The organism is Pseudomonas sp. PDM10, assembly GCF_014852295.1.
GTDB lineage: Bacteria > Pseudomonadota > Gammaproteobacteria > Pseudomonadales > Pseudomonadaceae > Aquipseudomonas.
Window position 1 is genome coordinate 133,988 of record NZ_JACVBJ010000004.1, and the last position, 18,241, is coordinate 152,228.

Consider the following 18,241-nt stretch of genomic DNA (forward strand, 5'->3'; position numbering starts at 1 on the left):
GATCGGATGGCCTGTACCACCCCAACGCCCCTCCAAGGAGTCAACAATATGAACAAGACAGAACTTCTAGGTGCTCTGGCACTGTGCGCCGCAAGCTTGCTGGCACACGCCGACGAAGACAGCCTGCGCATCGGTATCGAAGCCGCCTACCCACCCTTCTCTTTCAAGACGCCGGAGGGCAACGTCAGTGGTTTCGATTACGACATCGGCAATGCCCTGTGCGAAGAAATGAAGGTCAAATGCGAGTGGGTCATCCAGGAATTCGACGGCATGATCCCATCGCTGAAAGTGCGCAAGATCGATGCCGTGCTGTCGTCGATGTCGATCACTGAAGACCGTATGAAGTCGGTCGACTTCAGCAAAAAGTACTACCACACGCCGGGCAAGTTCGCGATGAAGGCCGGCAACGTGATCAACGACCCGCAGGTTGATCTCAAGGGCAAAAAAGTCGGGGTGCAACGCTCATCGACCTACGACCGTTTTGCCACCGAGCAGCTTGAAAAAGCCGGGGTCGAAGTGGTGCGCTACGGCTCACAAAATGAAGCCTTCCTCGATCTGGCGTCGGGTCGACTGGACGCGACGCTCGCCGACATCGTCAACACCGATGAGAGCTTTATCAAAACGCCGGCAGGCAAAGGCTTCGCGCTGGTGGGACCGGACATCAGCGACCCGAAATATTTCGGCCGAGGCGCCGGGATTGCGGTGCGTAAAGGCGACAGCGTGAACGTCGCACGCCTGAGTACAGCGATCGACGCCATCCGCGCCAACGGCAAGTACCAGCAAGTGATGGCCAAGTACTTCGCGTTCGATATCTACGGCGAATAAGCCTTACCTGTAACCCTGTGGCGCCGGCCTCTTGCGGGCGCTTTTGGGCTTGTCTCGCGCGCCTTTTGGCGCTCGTTTGAGGACTTTCATCATGCTTCACGGCTACGGATCGAGCATTCTCGATGGCGCCTGGCTGACCATTAACCTGGCCTTGACCTCCATGAGCATGGCGATTGCCTTGGGTCTGATCGGCGCGGCCTTTCGATTGTCGCCGCTCAAATGGCTGGCGATGCTGGGCGAAGGGTACACCACCCTGATTCGCGGTATTCCTGACCTGGTGTTGATCCTGCTGATCTTCTACGGCGGCCAGGATCTGGTGAACCGCATCGCCCTGGCGCTCGGTTACACCCACTACATCGACATCAACCCCTTTATCGCCGGCGTCTGCACCATGGGCTTCATTTTTGGCGCCTATCTCTCGGAAACCTTTCGCGGCGCGTTCATGGCGATTCCTAAAGGTCAGGCCGAGGCCGCTGTGGCGTATGGCATGAGTGGTGGCCAGGTGTTCTGGCGGATTCTGGTGCCGCAGATGATTCGGTTCGCCATCCCGGGGTTCACCAACAACTGGCTCGTGCTGACCAAATCCACCGCGCTGATTTCGGTGATCGGCTTGCAGGACATGATGTTCAAAGCCAAGAACGCAGCGGACGCCACCCATGAGCCGTTTACGTTTTTCCTCGCGGTGGCGGCGCTTTATCTGATGCTGACCAGCGTGTCATTGCTGGTGCTGCGTTACCTGGAAAAACACTACTCGGTCGGCATCAAAGCCGCCGAATTGTGATTGGGAGCAACCCCATGATTCTCGACTACAACCTGATCTGGGAAAACCTGCCGCTGTATTTCAATGGCGCCTTGTTGACCCTCAAAGTCCTGCTGATTTCCCTGGCCTTCGGCCTGGTGCTGGCGATTCCGTTGGCTTTGATGCGGGTGTCCCGATCGCCCCTGATCAACGTCCCGGCCTGGCTCTACACCTACGTGATTCGCGGCACGCCGATGCTGGTGCAATTGTTCCTGATCTATTACGGCCTGGCGCAGTTCGCAGCGGTACGTGAAAGCGCGCTCTGGCCGTACCTGTCCAGCGCAACCTTTTGTGCCTGCCTGGCCTTTGCGATCAACACCAGTGCCTATAGCGCGGAACTGCTGGCTGGCAGTTTGAAGGCCACGGCCCACGGTGAGATCGAAGCCGCCAAGGCCATGGGCATGTCGCGCTTGACCCTGTACCGCCGCATTCTGCTGCCCTCGGCCTTGCGCCGGGCGTTGCCGCAGTACAGCAACGAAGTGCTGATGATGCTGCAAACCACCAGCCTGGCATCGATTGTCACCCTGGTGGACATCACCGGGGCCGCGCGTACGGTCAGTGCGCGGTTCTATCTGCCGTTCGAGGCGTTCATCACGGCCGGCCTCATTTACCTGGCCCTGACCTTCATTCTGGTTCGCCTGTTCAAGCTGGCCGAGCGTCGCTGGCTGGCGTACCTGGCACCGCGCAAGCACTAAGGAGCTGTTATGGAGCACATTGAATACCTGCTGCCGTGGAGTGCTTCGGGCACTGAACGGAAACTGTCGCTGTTTCGTTTTGGCAGCGGACCGCGCAAGGCCTACATTCAGGCGTCCCTGCACGCCGACGAGTTGCCGGGGATGCGCGTGGCCGTTGAACTCAAACAACGTCTGCGGGTGCTGGAAGAACAAGGTCGCCTCAACGGCGTGATCGAGTTAGTGCCGATGGCCAATCCGATTGGTATCGCCCAGATGTTCCAGGCGACCCATCAGGGGCGCTTCGAGTTTTCCAGCGGAAAGAATTTCAATCGGGACTTCCCGGAGCTGACCGAAGCCGTCGCGGCGCTGGTGAAAGACCACCTGGGCGACAATGCCGACGTCAACACTGCACAGATCCGTCGGGCCATGGCCGATGTCCTCGCCGACATGCCACCACCGATGTCGGAACTCGATGGCTTGCGCCGCCTGTTGCTGCAACATGCCTGTGACGCCGATGTAGTGCTGGACCTGCACTGCGATTTCGAGTCGATCATTCTGCTTTACGCCATGCCGCAAAATTGGCCGCGATTGCGTTCGTTGGCCGCTCGACTCGGTGCCGGCGCCGCGCTGCTGGCCGAGGGTGCGGGCGGCAGCGCCTTCGATGAGGCCTGTGCGATCCCTTGGTTGCGCTTGGCTGAGCTGTTTCCTGAAGCCAATGTTCCGCTGGCCTGCGTGGCCACCACCATTGAGTTGCGTGGCATGGCCGACACCGAACGCGAACAATGTGTCGATAGCGCCGAGGCCATTCTTGGCTATCTCGCCGAACAAGGCCTGATCAGCGGTGACTGGCCAGCAGCGCCACCGACCTGTTGTGAAGCGACGCCATTCGCCGGCGCACAGTACGCCTATGCGCCGCACCCGGGGGTGGTGAGTTTTCTGCAACCGCTGGGTGCCAGGGTCAGGGTGGGCGATCCGCTGTTCGAAGTGCTGGATCCGCTGACCGATCGCCACAGTATCGTGCGCGCCAGCACCGACGGCACCCTCTATGCCCGAGAACGCCTGCGCTTTGCCCAGCCCGGTTTGTGGCTGGCCAAAGTCGCCGGCACCCGTCTTATTCGCCAGGGTCGCTTGCTCAGCGACTGATTCCAGAGAATAAAAACCATGTACAAACTAGAAGTTCAGGATCTACACAAAAGCTATGGCAGCCACCACGTGCTCAAGGGCGTGTCCCTGGAAGCGAAGGCCGGTGATGTGATCAGCCTCATCGGCTCCAGCGGCTCGGGCAAAAGCACCTTCTTGCGCTGCATCAACCTGCTGGAGCAGCCCAACGCCGGCAACATCGTGCTCAACGGCGAACAATTGAAACTGGTGACCAACAAACTCGGCGGGCTCAAGGCCGCCGAACCCAAGCAGCTACAACGCATGCGTTCACGGCTGTCGATGGTGTTTCAGCACTTCAACCTGTGGTCGCATATGAGCGCCCTTGAAAACGTCATGGAAGCCCCGGTACATGTGCTTGGCATGGGCAAGAAAGAGGCCCGGGAAAAGGCCGAACACTACCTGAACAAAGTCGGCGTGGCGCACCGGATGGACGCCTGGCCAGCCCATATGTCCGGCGGCGAGCAGCAGCGTGTGGCGATTGCCCGGGCGCTGGCGATGGAGCCGGAAGTGATGTTGTTCGATGAGCCGACCTCGGCACTCGACCCCGAACTGGTCGGCGAAGTGCTCAAAGTCATGCAGGACCTCGCTCTCGAAGGCCGCACCATGGTAGTCGTGACCCATGAAATGGGTTTTGCCCGCGAGGTTTCCAATCAACTGGTGTTCCTGCACAAAGGGCAGGTCGAAGAACGTGGCGACCCGCGGGAAGTGCTGGTCAACCCGCAATCCGAACGCCTCCAGCAGTTTCTTGCCGGGAGCTTGAAGTAATCCGCCCAGCCAGCGCGTAACGCAGTCCATGTAGCAGCTGCGTTGTGGCGAGGGGATTCATCCCCGTTCGGCTGCGAAGCAGTCGTGAAACCTGAACGCACGATCTATCTGATGTACCACGTTGTCTGAATTCACGACTGCTGCGCAGCCGAACGGGGATGAATCCCCTCGCCACACTGCGTTACGGCTTAACTGACTGGTATTACCGACTCTTGGCAAGCGTTGCACACCAGCGGTCGGCTTCGGATACACTCCCGCCAGCTTTATCAACCCTCAGGAAATGTTGAGCCGGATATGCCGACCCCATCGAACAACACCACGGTCTATGCCGCACCGGTTATGCGCAAACTGGCGGAGATCGTTGGCGATTTGCAGCCGTCCCTGCGCAAGGTGGCGGACTTTATCCTGCGTCACCCGCTACGGGCGGCAACGCTGACCATCGAGGAAATGGCCCACGAAACATCCACCTCGCCGGCCGCGGTCAACCGCTTGGCCAAGGCCCTGAACCTGGGTGGCTACACCGGCATGAAAGCCGAACTCGTCGCGACATTGCAGCAAATGGTGTCGCCGGTCGACAAACTGCGCAACGAACTGGCACATCGTCCTGGCGGCGCGTTTGGCCTGCATGAGCAAATCCAGAGCGCCAGCAGCAACCTCGCGACAGCGGCGACCAACAACCACGCAGACACCTTTGAAGCGTTCGTGACCCGCCTGACCCAGGCGCGCAAAATCTACATCCTGGGTTTTGGCAACAGCGTGTACTTCGCCGGCCTCGCCGCCTCGACCCTGATGCCCTTCTGCGCCGACGCCACCGCGATCAGCATGGAGGGCGGCAACGAAAACGCCGCCTACCGTCTGGCCGCGATTACCGATCAGGATGTGTTGCTGGCGATCTCCCTGCCGCGCTATTCCCTCGACACCCTGCAACTCGCCCGTTTCGCCAATGAACGGGGTGCCACGGTATTGGCAATCACCGATTCACCCGCCTCGCCGCTCACCAGCATTGCCGAACACGTGCTGTTTGCTCCCGCCGACCATCCGGTATTGACCAGTTCCAACATCGCGGTGCTCGCCTTGATCGAAGGCTTGGTGGCGGGCGTGATGGCGCGCAATAAAGAAGCCGTCAAACTGGCGACCGAACTGACCGAAAGCGTGATGGCCTACCTGCACATGCCGGGTAACAGCAAATCGTCGAAAGCCACAAAGCCGCGCTGACGTATCCCCGACTTACCCGCGACCTGTTGCGCCACAGGGTGTGCGGGCGAGCGTCTGACTGGGAAGTTCGTTGAACAACGCGCGATAACTGCTGGAAAATCGCCCTAAATGCCAGAACGACCAGTGCATCGCCACTTCGGCAACGGTGGTGTCCATCGCTGTGCGGCTGAGCAACTCGCGGCGTGCGCCGTTGAGTCGGCGCAAGCGCAGCCAATGGGTCGGGGTCATCCCGGTATAAGCCTTGAACGCATGCTGCAACTGACGCAGTGAAACCCCGGCAATTTGCGAAAGCTCCAGCAGATTCAGGGTGTCTTCCGGGGCGTCCGCCGCCCACTCACCGATGCGTTTCATCACCGCACGCTCTTCGGCGCGGCGCTGTAACCCTCCGCGATCAAGGCAAACACACGCGTTGTCGAGGATGTACAGGCAGTCTTCGAGCAACTGCTGAGTCAACGCCTCCTTGCTCGGCGGATCGAGGGTCTGCGCCAGTCGGGTCAGCGTCCCGCTGAGCCAGCGACTGAACAATGCATTCTGCCCCGAGTTCAGCGGCGCCATGAACAGGCCTTCGAGCCTGTCCACGTTCAATCCGTGACGCTGCACGAACGCCGGACCGAACACCACGGCAATTTCCTGGTAGTTCTCCGGGGTGATCCAGATGTTGCGACTTTCGCCATTCAACACGTACAGCGCGTTGTCGCTGCGATCGAAACAGAACGCCAGCGAACCTTCGGGCGCGCTGAAATTCTGCTCGACCCGGGTGTTCATCTGTTCCTCGTAAATCTCCACACCTTGCAGGTCCAGGTAGCGCACGCGCCCGGCGAAATGCCCTGGTGACATTTGCTGGTAATGCTGCACCCAACCCGGTGTGGCGCGGATTTGCTCGGCGACATCGGCGGTGTCGAACGCTTGGACTTGCAGGGGGTTGCACGTTGTCATGGGTGACCTTACGCACTCGTTTGGTGCGTTTTGGTGCTGCTGAAAGTGGATAGATGGAACGTCAAGGCTCGCCCAAGATAGTCGTCAACGCGCCACAGGGGAAGTGTGTGGTGGATGAAACCAGCCTCCCCGGCGTTAATAAAACCAATAACGAGGTCTTTATGAATGTCCCTTTCGATCAGCTGCTCACGTGGCTGAAAGATCACAAGATTACCGAAGTCGAGTGTGTGGTCAGCGACTTGACCGGCATTGCACGCGGCAAAATTGCACCCACCAACAAGTTCCTGCATGAGCGAGGCATGCGCCTGCCGGAAAGTGTGCTTTTGCAAACGGTAACCGGGGACTTTGTCGACGACGACATCTACTACGACCTGCTCGACCCGGCCGACATCGACATGGTGTGCAAGCCCGTCTCCGACGCGGTGTACGTGATCCCATGGGCCATCGAGCCCACCGCCATCGTGATCCACGACACCTTCGACAAGTTCGGCAACCCGATCGAGCTGTCACCGCGCAACGTGCTGAAAAAAGTCCTGCAGCTGTACACCGACAAAGGCTGGCGGCCGATTGTCGCGCCGGAAATGGAGTTCTACCTGACCCAGCGCTGCGAAGACCCGGACTTGCCGCTCAAAGCCCCGCTGGGTCGTTCGGGCCGTGCGGAAAGTGGTCGTCAGTCGTTTTCCATCGACGCCGCCAACGAATTCGATCCGCTGTTTGAAGACGTGTACGACTGGTGTGAACTTCAGGGTCTGGACCTCGATACCCTGATCCACGAAGACGGCCCGGCGCAGATGGAAATCAACTTCCGGCATGGCGATGCACTGGATCTGGCCGACCAGATCACCGTGTTCAAGCGCACCCTGCGTGAAGCGGCGCTCAAGCACAACGTCACCGCGACCTTCATGGCCAAACCGATTGGCGATGAGCCCGGCAGCGCCATGCATATCCACCAAAGTGTGGTGGACATCGCCACCGGCCAGCCGATTTTTGCCGATGCCGACGGGAAAATGAGCGAGCTGTTCCTGCACCACATCGGCGGCCTGCAAAAGTACATCCCCAAAGTGCTGCCGATGTTCGCACCCAACGTCAATTCGTTCCGCCGCTTCCTGCCAGACACGTCGGCACCGGTGAACGTCGAATGGGGCGAAGAAAACCGTACCGTTGGCCTGCGTGTGCCGACCTCCACGCCGGACGCGATGCGCGTGGAAAACCGTTTGCCGGGCGCCGATGCCAACCCTTATCTGGCGATCGCCGCGAGCCTGTTGTGTGGGTATCTGGGCATGGTCGAGCGCATCGAGCCGAGCGCTGCTGTGCAAGGTCGTGCCTATGAGCGCCGCAATCTGCGCCTGCCGATCACCATCGAGGACGCCCTGACGCAAATGGAAGAATGCGACACCGTTTCGAGTTATCTGGGCAGCAAATTCGTTCGCGGTTATGTGGCGGTCAAGCGAGCGGAACACGAGAACTTCAAACGGGTGATCAGCTCGTGGGAGCGCGAGTTCCTGCTGCTCAGCGTCTGAGATCTGCGCTGCCCGTGAAGGCCTCATCGCGAGCAGGCTCACTCCCACAGGGAAACGCATTCCAAAGGTGGGAGCGAGCCTGCTCGCGATGGCGGCCGCAAGAACACCAAAGAAACTCCGGAAGAATCCAATAACTATAAGAGGTGTCGATATGCGTCTATTGAAATCCATGGTTCCGGTCGCGCTGGCCGTGTTGTTCAGCGCCGTTGCGCAGGCTCAGCCAACGGTCAGCGTCTACAACTGGACCGATTACATCGGCGAGACCACCCTAGCCGATTTCCAGGCGAAAAGCGGGATCAAGGTGATCTACGACGTGTTCGATTCCAACGAAACCCTGGAGGGCAAACTGCTCGCCGGCCGCACCGGGTATGACGTGGTGGTGCCGTCCAACCACTTCCTCGCTCGCCAGGTGAAAGCCGGAGCGTTCCTGAAGCTCGATCGTTCGCAGCTGCCCAACTTCAAGAACCTCGACCCGAAACTGCTGGCGCTGCTGGAGAAAAACGATCCGGGCAACGAACACTCGGTTCCGTACCTGTGGGGCACCAACGGCATCGGCTACAACGTCGACAAGGTCAAGCAAGTGCTGGGCATTGACCGCATCGATTCCTGGGCGGTGTTTTTCGAACCGGAGAATCTGAAGAAACTCAGCCAGTGCGGCGTGTCGATGATGGATTCGGCCGATGAAGTGTTCCCGGCCGTTCTCAATTACATGGGCATGGACCCGCGCAGCGAAAACCCTGAAGACTTCAAAAAAGCTGAAGCCAAGCTGTTGACCATTCGCCCTTACATCACCTATTTCCACTCCTCCAAGTACGTTTCGGACCTGGCCAACGGCGACATCTGCGTGGCGTTCGGTTACTCGGGTGACGTGTTCCAGGCCGCGAACCGGGCCAAGGAAGCCAAGAACGGCGTGAACATCGCCTACGCGATTCCCAAGGAAGGCAGTAACTTGTGGTTCGACCTGTTGGCGGTTCCCGCAGACGCCAGCAACCAGAAAGAGGCGCATGCTTTCATCAATTACCTGCTCGATCCGCACGTGATTGCCAAGGTCAGTGCGTCGGTCGGTTACGCCAACCCGAATCCGGCGTCCAAGCAAGACATGGACCCTGAACTGGTCAACAACCCTGAGGTTTATCCGCCTCAGGCAGTCCTCGACAAGCTCTACATTTCCACCACCCCGCCCCAGGCAATCATGCGGTTGATGACCCGTTCCTGGAGCAAAGTGAAGTCCAACCAATGAACCAGTACAGCGACGAACATGCTCGTTCCTATTACTCGGCGTCAGCCAACGGAACGGCACCCTACCCTACACTGGCCGAGGACCTTGAAGCCGATGTCTGTGTGATCGGCGGCGGCTTTACCGGCGTTAACACCGCGATCGAACTGGCGCAACGCGGGCTCTCGGTGATTCTGCTGGAGGGCCGTCGGATCGGCTGGGGTGCCAGCGGGCGCAACGGCGGGCAGTTGATACGCGGTATTGGCCATGACGTCAGCGGTTTCGCCCGTCATGTCGGTGAAGAAGGCGTGCGCTACCTTGAGCGTGCGGGCGTCGAGTCGGTAGCGCTCGTGGGCAACCGCATTCGTGAACACGGGATTGATTGCGACCTGCGCTGGGGGTTCTGTGAACTGGCCAATACTAAAGCGCAGTTCGCGGCGTTCAAGGCTGAGCAGCAAGGCCTTGCCGAATCGGGTTACGCCCACGAAACCCGACTCGTCGGGCCGGAGCAAATCCGTCAGCAGGTGGTGAACTCCGACGTGTATGCCGGTGGTCTCGTCGACATGGGCTCGGGTCACTTGCACCCGCTCAATCTGGTCCTTGGCGAAGCGCTATTGGCGCAATCCTTAGGGGTGCAGATCTTCGAGCAGAGCCCGGTGCTGGAGTTGATCCATGGCAGCACCGTGCAGGTTCGCTGTGCCGGCGGCACGGTGCGCGCCGGCAGTCTGGTGCTGGCGTGCAACGCTCACCTGGAAGAGCTCGAACCGAAACTGAGCGGAAAAGTCCTTCCGGCGGGCAGCTACATCATCGCCACCGAGCCGTTGATGCCCGAACAGGCCGCGCAATTGATCCCGCAGAACCTGGCGCTCTGCGACCAGAAAGTCGGCCTGGATTACTACCGGCTTTCGGCGGACCGACGCTTGCTGTTCGGCGGCGCTTGTCATTATTCCGGGCGTGATCCTGCGGACATCGAAGCTTACATGCGCCCGCACATGCTCAAGGTCTTCCCGCAACTGGCCAACGTGCGCATCGACTATCAATGGGGCGGCAAGATTGGCATTTCGGCCAATCGCTTCCCACAGGTCGGGCGCTTGAGCCAGCATCCGAACGTGTTCTACGCCCAGGGTTACTCCGGTCACGGCCTGAACGTGACCCACTGGTGCGCAAAGCTGCTGGGTGAAGCGATCCACGTCGGACACAGTCAGGGCTTTGACGTGTTCAGCGCCGTGCCGCACATGACCTTTCCCGGTGGGCCGATGCTGCGCTCTCCACTGCTGGCCCTCGGCATGTTCTGGTATCGATTGCGCGAACTGCTGGGGTGATCAGTAAGACGTTTGATCGTGAAGGGACGCTGAGCGTCCCGGGCGGCATTCCCACGCAGAGCGTGGGAACGATCTGTAACACCTCGTTCAGCCTTTAGATTTGCTCAATCGCTAGGCGCTTCTATATTGAGGGAGTGCTCTGACTTCCCTGCGTCCTGGCGAGTGCAGCCTATGGCTACGACTGACCCACTGATCATCTGCGAGCACTGCGACTGCGTGTATCAAAAAGTCACGCTCGCCAAACATCAAAAAACCCTCTGTACGCGCTGTGGCGGTGTGCTTCAGCGCTATAACGGCCTGACGGTGGAACAACGTCTGGCATTGACCTTCACCGCGTTGATGTTGTGGATTTTCGCCAACTTCTATCCCGTCATGAGCATCAGCCTCAAAGGCCTTAAAAACAGCGCAACGCTCTGGGATTCGGTGCTGGCCCTGAGTCTGGGGCCGATCACTTTCATCGCCATGGTGGCGGCGATCTCGATGATCATTGCGCCGATTTTCCAGCTATTGCTGCTTATCTGGGTCCTGAGCTTCGCCCTCGCCCACCAGCGCTCGCCCGGTTTCAGGTTCTGCATGCGCTGGCTGGAAACCCTCAGGCCCTGGAGCATGCTGGAGGTCTGTCTGCTGGGGGCGATGGTCGCGGTCATCAAACTCGCCGGATTGCTGGATGTACTGCCTGGCATCGGCCTGTTTGCCCTGGCCATTCTCAGTCTGATGATGATCCGCATCGCCGGGCGCGACATCCGTGATCTATGGGACATCTTATGAACAGGCCCCCGGTGGCGAGTGAACTCAACCTGTGCCTGTGTCATAGCTGCGGCCTGGCCTGTGACATGACCGATGAACCTCACGAATGCACACGGTGCGGCGCGCCGCTGCATCGGCGCAAAACCAACTCACTGGCCCGGACCTGGGCCTACATGTTCACTGCCCTGGCGTTTTACGTCCCGGCCAATCTGCTGCCAGTGATGAACACCAAGATGGTCGGCAACGGCGCCGATAGCACGATCATGAGCGGTGTAATTGAGTTCTGGCAGCACGGCGCCTGGGACATTGCCCTGATTATTTTCATCGCCAGCATCGCGGTGCCGGGCATCAAGTTCGTCGCCCTGACGCTGTTACTGGTGACCGTCCAGCGCGACAGCCAATGGGCGAGCAAACAGCGGTCAACGCTGTACCGTTTCGTCGAGCTCATCGGTTACTGGTCGATGCTCGATGTAATCGTGGTCGCCCTGGTGGCCTCACTGGTGAAGTTTCAAGCCCTGGCCGATATCGAACCGCGCCCGGGCATTCTGTTTTTTGGCCTGGTGGTGGTGTTTACCATGCTGTCGGCAATGAGTTTCGACCCACGCCTGATCTGGGATAAAGAAGAGCGGGATAACCCAAACGAGGAGGTCATGGATGAAGTCGCAAATCACTGACGGGCCGCAAGCCCCCGGTCAGGCCCCGGTCAAGACCCGCCGCTTCAGCGTTTCACTGGTGTGGATCGTGCCGATTGTCGCGGTGCTGGTGGGGATTTCCCTGGTCGTGCACACCATGCTGCAGGAAGGTCCGACCATTACCGTCACGTTCAAGACCGGTAGCGGCCTGACGGCCAACAAAACCGAAGTCAAATACCGCAACGTGGTGATCGGCCATGTTTCGGACGTGGAGTTGAGCAACGATCAGAAGAGCGTCGACGCCACCATCAAACTGTCCAAGCAGGCAGAAAGTTTCACCCGCGAAGATTCGCAATTCTGGGTGGTGCGTCCGCGTATTGGTGCCGGCGGGGTGTCGGGTATCGATACCCTGCTGTCCGGGGACTACATTGGCGCCGATATCGGCCAGGCCCACGCGCGTGCAAAAAACTTTATCGGCCTGGAAAATCCGCCACCGATTACCTATGGCGAGCCGGGCAAACGCTTCACCCTGAACACCCAGGACCTCGGTTCGCTGGATATCGGCTCTCCGGTTTACTACCGCAAGATTCCAGTGGGGCAAGTGGTGGCCTATGCCCTGGACGCCGACGGCAAAGGGGTCAACATCGAAGTGTTCATCCACTCGCCCAACGATGCCTACGTTACTGAAAATACCCGGTTCTGGAACGCCAGCGGAATCGACGTGAACGTCGGCGCCAACGGCTTTTCGCTGAAAACCGAGTCGCTGTCATCGATCCTGGTGGGCGGCATCGCCTTCCGCGCTCCGGATTACAGCCCCAATGATCAACCGGCGAAAGAGGACAAAGCCTTCGACCTGTTCGAAGACCAGTTAACTGCCCTCGCCCCGCCCAGCGGCAAGGGGCAATTCCTGACCTTGCGTTTCGATCAAGCCTTGCGCGGGCTCAAGGTCGGTGCGCCGGTGGAGTTCCTTGGCATCGAGTTCGGCAGAGTCGTGGCGGTCAATCTGGATTTTGACGCAAAAAAACGCAGCTTCCCCGTCAACGTCGGCATCATGATCTACCCGCAACGTCTCGGCCAGGCTCACACCAAAATGCTCAAGGCCTTGAATCATGACCCCAGCGACGAAGCCGCTGGCGTCCGGCTGATGGGCAGCTTTATCGAAAATGGTCTGCGAGCCCAGGCTCGGAGCGGCAATCTATTGACCGGCCAGCTTTACATTGCGCTCGACTTCTACCCCAAGGCGGAGAAAGTCGTATTCGACCCGAACGCCCGTCCAGTCGCTATCCCGACTATTCCAGGCAGCCTCGAGCAGTTGCAGGAAAAACTCGAGGGCATGGTCAACAAGATCAACCAGCTGCCCATCGAGCGCATTGCCGGCAACCTCGACAGCAACCTCGTCGAACTGCGCAAAAGCCTGGCGCAATTCAACGCCAAGACCCTGCCTGGCGTGCAGACCACCCTGGCGGATGTCAGCAAGACGCTGCAATCGGCCAGTTCGACCTTGGCCGAAGACTCGCCGCAACGCGAACAATTAGGTCAGACCCTCGACGAGCTCGGGCGTATGTCGCGCTCCTTGCGTGAACTCTCGGATTACCTGGGACGGCATCCGGAATCGCTGATTCGTGGCCGCCCCGACAATGCCGCGCCGATGGACCTGCAGGGGCCACCACGCAAATGACCACAGGAGCATCACCCATGGCTTTTTCGTTAAAGATCACCTTGGTCAGCGCATTGTTTTTGCTCACGGCTTGCCGCAGTGAGCCGATTCAATTCCACACCTTGACCCCGGCCCAACCGAGCAGCAATTCAAGGACCAGCACTGCGGATATCCAGATCGAGGGCCTCAGCGTCCCGCCGCAGGTCGACCGTCCGCAGATCGTTATTCGCCAGGGCAACAGCGGCCTGGCGATCCTCGAAACCCAATGGTGGGGGGCGAGCCTGTCGGATGAATTGCGCACTGCCCTGGTCGATCAACTGGTCAACAGCAATCCCCAGCGCAGGGTGTCGGTGCGGCTGGACGTGCAACGCTTTGATTCGATCCCCGGCCAATACGCGCTGATTGACGTCAAATGGCGCCTGCGCAATCTCGGCGAAAGCGATAACACGCTGATCACTTGCCGCAGCACGCTGCAGACACCGTCAGGGCCTTCCATCGATGAACTGGTGAGCGCCCAACAGAACAACGTCAAACGCCTGGCCGCGTTGATCAATCAGGCCGCTGCCGGTACATCAAGAGGTTGTCCGGCGGCGCAGTAAGCGCCGACCTCCCACCCGTCAAGTCAACCATGAAGCAACATCCGTGTGGCTGGCGGCTGGTGAGTTCCACTCGCCAATTCTGATGGGTGCAAATACGCTGGATCAACGAAAGGCCCAGGCCCAGCCCTTCGCCACGTTGCTCATCACCGCGCACAAACGGTTGAAACATTGCATGACGTTTTTCTTCCGCAATGCCTATGCCACTGTCTTCGACACTGAAACCGTGCTCGCGCAACGTCAGCCGAATGAAACCCCGATCGGTGTAGTGCCAGGCATTACGCAACAAGTTGCCCATGACCGATTGCAGGAACGTCAGGTTATGGCGTTCCGTTGAAACATGTTCGACGACGTAAATAAACTCGATGTCCTTTTCCCTGATCAGCGGCCTCCAGACATCCACCAGCGCGTCGGCGATGTCCTTCAGGGTGGCACTCACACCTGAACCGGAATCCTCCCGCGCACGCGCCAACATCAAAAACGTCTCGACCAATTGGCGCATTTCATGACTGGCACGGGCGATTCGCTGAACCTGCGCCGTGGAACGGTGGTCCAGCGAGGGATTGCCGAGTAGCAGTTCACAGGAGCTGGCCAGCACCATCAAAGGCGTGCGCAGTTCGTGACTGACATCGCTGGTAAAGAGTTTTTCCCGTCCCAGTGCAGCGCGCAAACGGCCCAGCGTCTGATCGAAGGAAAGCGCCAGTTCACCCACTTCGTCCTTTGCATAATCGGGATGTAGCGGTGGTGCCAGCTCCAGCAGTTGATCGCGATGCCGCACCTGACGCGCCAGACGAATCACAGGTGCGAGAACGCGTCGGGCCAGCAACCGGCCCATCAAAATCGCCAGCAAGACACTCAAGAAAACCCCGACAACCACCACCAGGAACAGCACATGTTCCCGTCGTTCGAGGCTTCGTTGGTCGCGCAACAAAACGTATTTTCGATCACCCACCAGGTTCACCATGGCGTAGTACTTCGAACCACCGTAGAGAATCTCCTGAAACCCCGGGGGCAGCGCCTCCAGCACCGAGTTCAGGGCCATGGGGGCCTTGGCTCCCTGGGCGAAAAACAGTTCATCTTTTTCGGGTTGATGGAGCCAGCTATCGGGGTTGTCCATCAACAGCAGGCGGTGCAGCCCTCCTCCCAGGGTCGCGGCCGAGAGCTTTCGTTCCACCACATGGACAGTCGCCACAATGCCAAACGCAAAAATCCCCGCGACCAGCGCGCTCATCAGGGCGAATACGATGACAATCCGTTTCGTCAGGCTTTGCTTCAAATCCATTCTGTTGTCAGGCTCCATTGTCGGGGTCTATTGCCGCAGAACCGGGGCTAAAACCAACGTCAGCCCACAGGCAAGGTATATAAGAGAAGCGTTTGCAACAACGCACTAATAATTAACTGCCCAGCCCTCTCGCAAAACTTTCACATTTCTTTCACCCCTCAGGCACCTGGGACCTTTTAGTTTGTCGTTGATTGCGTCATGACAACCAAAATAGCCGATCAACTTAAAAGTCTGATTGGAAGAAGCGCATTGAAAGTAGATGTTTATCGCGTACTCAGGGGTAAAAACATACGTGCCTAATTTACTATCGCGCAAGTTTCCGCAAAAACCAACGTGGCTATCGCGGCTGTTCGGGCTCACGGGGGTGATCGTCGTGTTGGTCACCCTTGCCGGGGTAACCGGTTTTGCCTTGTGGCCAAGATCTCCGGTCAACGTGGTCACTGCCGGAACCGCAACCAAAGCGGACCTGCTCCAGCGTTGGCAAGCCGGTGAGGTCATCGCGCTGGTACGCCATACCGAGCGATGCGACCGATCCACCAACCCATGCCTGGGCCCGGCTGACGGCATCACCCAAGCCGGCAGCGTTGCGGCCGAGGCGGTGGGCCAGGGTTTCCTGCGCCTGGGCGTGACGCAGACCGACGTCCTGAGTAGTCCGGTTACCCGTACAGTGCAAACCTCGCACTACATGTTCGGCAAAGACGCGATGACTCAGGACTGGCTGGCAACCTGCGGCAAGCCCCTGCGTAATGATGTGGTGGCGCGCAAGGTGGCCCACCGCAATCTGGTGTTGGTCACTCACAGCGGTTGTATTCACGAATTTGAAGCGCAGACCGGTTTCAAACACGTGAAGAAAAGTGAATATGGCAGTTCGTTGTTCGTGAGCATTAGTGCGGATGGAAAACTTCAGGTGCTCGGGATCGTCAATGCCAATGACTGGGATTCGCTGTTGAGCAAAGAACAGGTTAGCCAATAATCCTGCAGGCGCAGTCGAATACAGTGTTTGAGAACAAATCCCTTTAACTTAAAAAATTCAAAACCCATTGAGCCAACTTCCAAGTTCAGGTCGCGGTTGCGTCATGACATCGAAGAAGTTGCGCTCTTGCTGCATCGTTTCACGCGCCCGTTCATTTACAAACTTTACCAAGGTTTAGTCATGACACCCGATAACCTGCTTCCCCGTTCTGCTGGCCATTTGTCCCGAGCAGACGCCTCAGCCCGGTCGATCGCCGAGCGCTGGATGGTTCCGGGATTGCTGCTGGCCTTCCTGGTCTTTTATCTCCTGCCGCTGGTGACCCATGGCTTATGGACGCCTGATGAAACCCGTTATGGTCAGATCAGTCAGGAAATGCTGTTGAGCGGTAACTGGGTCGCTCCGCATTTCATGGGGATTCGTTATTTCGAGAAGCCGATTGCCGGTTACTGGATGATCGCCATCGGTCAGGCTGTATTTGGCGACACCTTGTTTGGGGTGCGTATCGCCTCGGCATTGAGCACCGGGCTGAGTATCTGGCTAACCTACCTGATTGCCCGTCGTCTCTGGAACGACCCGCGCAAAAGCTTCGCCTGCGCACTGTTGTACATGAGCTTCGGGTTGATCGCCGGTCAGGCCGGATACGCCAACCTCGATCCGCAATTCACGTTATGGGTCAACCTGAGTCTGGTTGCGCTGTGGTTTGCCATCGATAGCCAGGTTTCACGCGCTCGACTCGGCGCTTGGGCAGTGTTGGGCGTTGCCTGCGGTATGGGATTCATGACCAAGGGTTTTCTTGCCTGGTTGTTGCCCGTGTTGATCGCCCTGCCCTGGATGCTCTGGCAACGACGCTTGGGTGAGTTGTTACGTTACGGGCCTCTGGCAGTCGTCGTGGCCGCAGTGGTCTGCCTGCCGTGGGTACTCGCGATCCACCATCAGGAACCGGACTTCTGGCGGTTTTTCTTCTGGAACGAACACATTCGCCGTTTTGCTGCCGATGATGCGCAGCACGCTCGTCCCTGGTGGTTCTACGTGCCGCTAATGGTCGTGTCGAGTCTGCCTTGGGCAGCCTTGCTGCCAGCGACATTCGTCCAGGCCTGGCAGCACAAACGCCAGCCGGCGATCTGCTTTCTATTGCTCTGGCTGCTATTGCCACTGGGGTTCTTCAGCCTGAGCAGCGGCAAGCTGCCGACCTATATCATGCCGTGCCTTTTACCCCTGGCATTGCTGATGGGCCATGCTCTGACCGAGTTGTTGAACAAGGCACGCGGCCGGGCGATTCGTATCAACGGTGTGATCAATGTCGTCATGGCGACCACAGCCCTGATCGTTCTGCTTTATTTGCAGGCCACCAAAGAGCTCTACGAAAACACGGAAATGTTCAGCCTGTCGCTGGTGTTTTTCGTGCTGCTTGGCTGGATCATCGCTAACGCGCTGCAAGTCTTGCGTCCTTTGATGTTCTGGGCCATGCCGGCCCTGGGCATCTGGCTGCTGGTCGCCTTGCTGCCGGCGGCGATGCCCGGCCAGATCGTCGATAGCAAGATGCCCGATCAGTTCATTGCCGAGCATCTGGATGCCTTGAGCCAGACGACCTCGCTGCTCAGTAACGATTTGGGTGCGGCAGCGGCCTTGTCGTGGCGCCTGAAGCGGCCGCAGATCGCACTTTACAACACCGTCGGCGAGCTGAAGTACGGCCTCAACGATCCTGCGATGGAATCGAGAAAAGTGACCATGGACAATGTCGCTCAGTGGATGACCGAGGCCCGCAAAAAAGGCGCGGTCGGCGTGGTGATGCGAGTCAACAGTGTCCAGGAAGAGCAAGAAGTCGAGTTGTTGCCCATCGACGGCAAGCGTTATGAGCGCGGTAACCTGCACATTCTGATCTTCGCGCAGCGCCAACCCTGACATGTCGAAACACTCGGTG

17 protein-coding genes are annotated in these 18,241 nt (G+C 58.8%); 15 read left to right on the forward strand and 2 right to left on the reverse strand.

Annotation, left to right across the window (positions count from 1 at the left end):
- The first annotated feature begins 48 nt into the window (after nt 1-48).
- The 6 genes from IB252_RS15165 to IB252_RS15190 all read left to right on the forward strand — a co-directional run bounded on the left by IB252_RS15165 (nt 49) and on the right by IB252_RS15190 (nt 5,439).
- Complete coding sequence (locus tag IB252_RS15165) at nt 49-825, forward strand: ABC transporter substrate-binding protein (RefSeq protein ID WP_192409381.1); 777 nt, start codon at nt 49-51, stop codon at nt 823-825.
- Between the two features lie 91 nt (nt 826-916).
- Nucleotides 917-1,606, forward strand: a complete 690-nt coding sequence (locus tag IB252_RS15170; RefSeq protein ID WP_192409382.1) for an ABC transporter permease — start codon at nt 917-919, stop codon at nt 1,604-1,606.
- 14 nt (nt 1,607-1,620) lie between these two features.
- A complete protein-coding gene (locus tag IB252_RS15175; RefSeq protein ID WP_111451647.1) occupies nt 1,621-2,319 on the forward strand; it encodes an ABC transporter permease in 699 nt (232 codons plus the stop codon).
- 9 nt (nt 2,320-2,328) lie between these two features.
- Nucleotides 2,329-3,441, forward strand: a complete 1,113-nt coding sequence (locus IB252_RS15180) for a succinylglutamate desuccinylase/aspartoacylase family protein (RefSeq protein ID WP_192409383.1) — start codon at nt 2,329-2,331, stop codon at nt 3,439-3,441.
- A gap of 18 nt (nt 3,442-3,459) precedes the next feature.
- The gene (locus IB252_RS15185) at nt 3,460-4,224 is read left to right on the forward strand and encodes an ABC transporter ATP-binding protein (protein ID WP_111451645.1); all 765 of its coding nucleotides are present in this window, start codon (nt 3,460-3,462) and stop codon (nt 4,222-4,224) included.
- A 294-nt stretch (nt 4,225-4,518) separates the two neighbouring features.
- A complete protein-coding gene (locus IB252_RS15190; RefSeq protein WP_111451644.1) occupies nt 4,519-5,439 on the forward strand; it encodes a MurR/RpiR family transcriptional regulator in 921 nt (306 codons plus the stop codon).
- A gap of 12 nt (nt 5,440-5,451) precedes the next feature.
- Here the strand turns inward: IB252_RS15190 and IB252_RS15195 are convergent, their stop codons facing one another.
- Nucleotides 5,452-6,375: a helix-turn-helix domain-containing protein gene (locus tag IB252_RS15195; protein ID WP_192409384.1), complete on the reverse strand. Its 924-nt coding sequence runs from the start codon at nt 6,373-6,375 to the stop codon at nt 5,452-5,454.
- 161 nt (nt 6,376-6,536) lie between these two features.
- Between IB252_RS15195 and IB252_RS15200 the strand changes: the two genes are divergently transcribed.
- From IB252_RS15200 to IB252_RS15230, 7 genes are all read left to right on the forward strand, one after another.
- Entirely contained in the window at nt 6,537-7,895 is a 1,359-nt protein-coding gene (locus IB252_RS15200) for a glutamine synthetase family protein (protein WP_111451642.1), read from the forward strand.
- 151 nt (nt 7,896-8,046) lie between these two features.
- The gene (locus tag IB252_RS15205) at nt 8,047-9,135 is read left to right on the forward strand and encodes a polyamine ABC transporter substrate-binding protein (protein ID WP_111451641.1); all 1,089 of its coding nucleotides are present in this window, start codon (nt 8,047-8,049) and stop codon (nt 9,133-9,135) included.
- On the forward strand, nt 9,132-10,433 hold the full coding sequence (locus IB252_RS15210) for an NAD(P)/FAD-dependent oxidoreductase (RefSeq protein WP_192409385.1): 1,302 nt from the start codon (nt 9,132-9,134) through the stop codon (nt 10,431-10,433). Before IB252_RS15205 ends, IB252_RS15210 begins: the two co-directional genes overlap by 4 nt.
- Before the next feature lie 171 nt (nt 10,434-10,604).
- Complete coding sequence (locus tag IB252_RS15215; protein WP_192409386.1) at nt 10,605-11,201, forward strand: paraquat-inducible protein A; 597 nt, start codon at nt 10,605-10,607, stop codon at nt 11,199-11,201.
- A complete protein-coding gene (locus IB252_RS15220) occupies nt 11,198-11,854 on the forward strand; it encodes a paraquat-inducible protein A (protein WP_192409387.1) in 657 nt (218 codons plus the stop codon). Before IB252_RS15215 ends, IB252_RS15220 begins: the two co-directional genes overlap by 4 nt.
- Nucleotides 11,835-13,490 carry an intermembrane transport protein PqiB gene (locus IB252_RS15225; protein ID WP_192409388.1) on the forward strand — a complete coding sequence of 552 codons (1,656 nt, stop codon included), beginning with the start codon at nt 11,835-11,837 and terminating at the stop codon, nt 13,488-13,490. The genes IB252_RS15220 and IB252_RS15225 overlap by 20 nt, the downstream gene beginning before the upstream one ends.
- 17 nt (nt 13,491-13,507) lie before the next feature.
- Complete coding sequence (locus tag IB252_RS15230) at nt 13,508-14,068, forward strand: membrane integrity-associated transporter subunit PqiC (RefSeq protein ID WP_192409389.1); 561 nt, start codon at nt 13,508-13,510, stop codon at nt 14,066-14,068.
- Here IB252_RS15230 and IB252_RS15235 read toward each other — a convergent pair.
- Entirely contained in the window at nt 14,019-15,347 is a 1,329-nt protein-coding gene (locus IB252_RS15235) for a sensor histidine kinase (RefSeq protein ID WP_192409390.1), read from the reverse strand. The genes IB252_RS15230 and IB252_RS15235 overlap by 50 nt on opposite strands.
- A 292-nt stretch (nt 15,348-15,639) precedes the next feature.
- On the opposite strand from IB252_RS15235, the gene IB252_RS15240 reads away from it, so the two are divergent.
- Complete coding sequence (locus IB252_RS15240) at nt 15,640-16,320, forward strand: histidine phosphatase family protein (protein ID WP_412548171.1); 681 nt, start codon at nt 15,640-15,642, stop codon at nt 16,318-16,320.
- Nucleotides 16,321-16,500: 180 nt separating this feature from the next.
- A complete protein-coding gene (arnT, locus tag IB252_RS15245; protein ID WP_192409392.1) occupies nt 16,501-18,222 on the forward strand; it encodes a lipid IV(A) 4-amino-4-deoxy-L-arabinosyltransferase in 1,722 nt (573 codons plus the stop codon).
- Nucleotides 18,223-18,241: the final 19 nt, after the last annotated feature.

What these genes read in the sequence shown, in the direction of transcription:
- IB252_RS15165 (WP_192409381.1), top strand. Translation starts at nt 49, where the DNA reads ATGAACAAGACAGAACTTCTAGGTGCTCTGGCACTGTGCGCCGCAAGC.
- IB252_RS15170 (WP_192409382.1), top strand. Translation starts at nt 917, where the DNA reads ATGCTTCACGGCTACGGATCGAGCATTCTCGATGGCGCCTGGCTGACC.
- IB252_RS15175 (WP_111451647.1), top strand. Translation starts at nt 1,621, where the DNA reads ATGATTCTCGACTACAACCTGATCTGGGAAAACCTGCCGCTGTATTTC.
- IB252_RS15180 (WP_192409383.1), top strand. Translation starts at nt 2,329, where the DNA reads ATGGAGCACATTGAATACCTGCTGCCGTGGAGTGCTTCGGGCACTGAA.
- IB252_RS15185 (WP_111451645.1), top strand. Translation starts at nt 3,460, where the DNA reads ATGTACAAACTAGAAGTTCAGGATCTACACAAAAGCTATGGCAGCCAC.
- IB252_RS15190 (WP_111451644.1), top strand. Translation starts at nt 4,519, where the DNA reads ATGCCGACCCCATCGAACAACACCACGGTCTATGCCGCACCGGTTATG.
- IB252_RS15195 (WP_192409384.1), bottom strand. Translation starts at nt 6,375, where the DNA reads ATGACAACGTGCAACCCCCTGCAAGTCCAAGCGTTCGACACCGCCGAT.
- IB252_RS15200 (WP_111451642.1), top strand. Translation starts at nt 6,537, where the DNA reads ATGAATGTCCCTTTCGATCAGCTGCTCACGTGGCTGAAAGATCACAAG.
- IB252_RS15205 (WP_111451641.1), top strand. Translation starts at nt 8,047, where the DNA reads ATGCGTCTATTGAAATCCATGGTTCCGGTCGCGCTGGCCGTGTTGTTC.
- IB252_RS15210 (WP_192409385.1), top strand. Translation starts at nt 9,132, where the DNA reads ATGAACCAGTACAGCGACGAACATGCTCGTTCCTATTACTCGGCGTCA.
- IB252_RS15215 (WP_192409386.1), top strand. Translation starts at nt 10,605, where the DNA reads ATGGCTACGACTGACCCACTGATCATCTGCGAGCACTGCGACTGCGTG.
- IB252_RS15220 (WP_192409387.1), top strand. Translation starts at nt 11,198, where the DNA reads ATGAACAGGCCCCCGGTGGCGAGTGAACTCAACCTGTGCCTGTGTCAT.
- IB252_RS15225 (WP_192409388.1), top strand. Translation starts at nt 11,835, where the DNA reads ATGAAGTCGCAAATCACTGACGGGCCGCAAGCCCCCGGTCAGGCCCCG.
- IB252_RS15230 (WP_192409389.1), top strand. Translation starts at nt 13,508, where the DNA reads ATGGCTTTTTCGTTAAAGATCACCTTGGTCAGCGCATTGTTTTTGCTC.
- IB252_RS15235 (WP_192409390.1), bottom strand. Translation starts at nt 15,347, where the DNA reads ATGGATTTGAAGCAAAGCCTGACGAAACGGATTGTCATCGTATTCGCC.
- arnT (WP_192409392.1), top strand. Translation starts at nt 16,501, where the DNA reads ATGACACCCGATAACCTGCTTCCCCGTTCTGCTGGCCATTTGTCCCGA.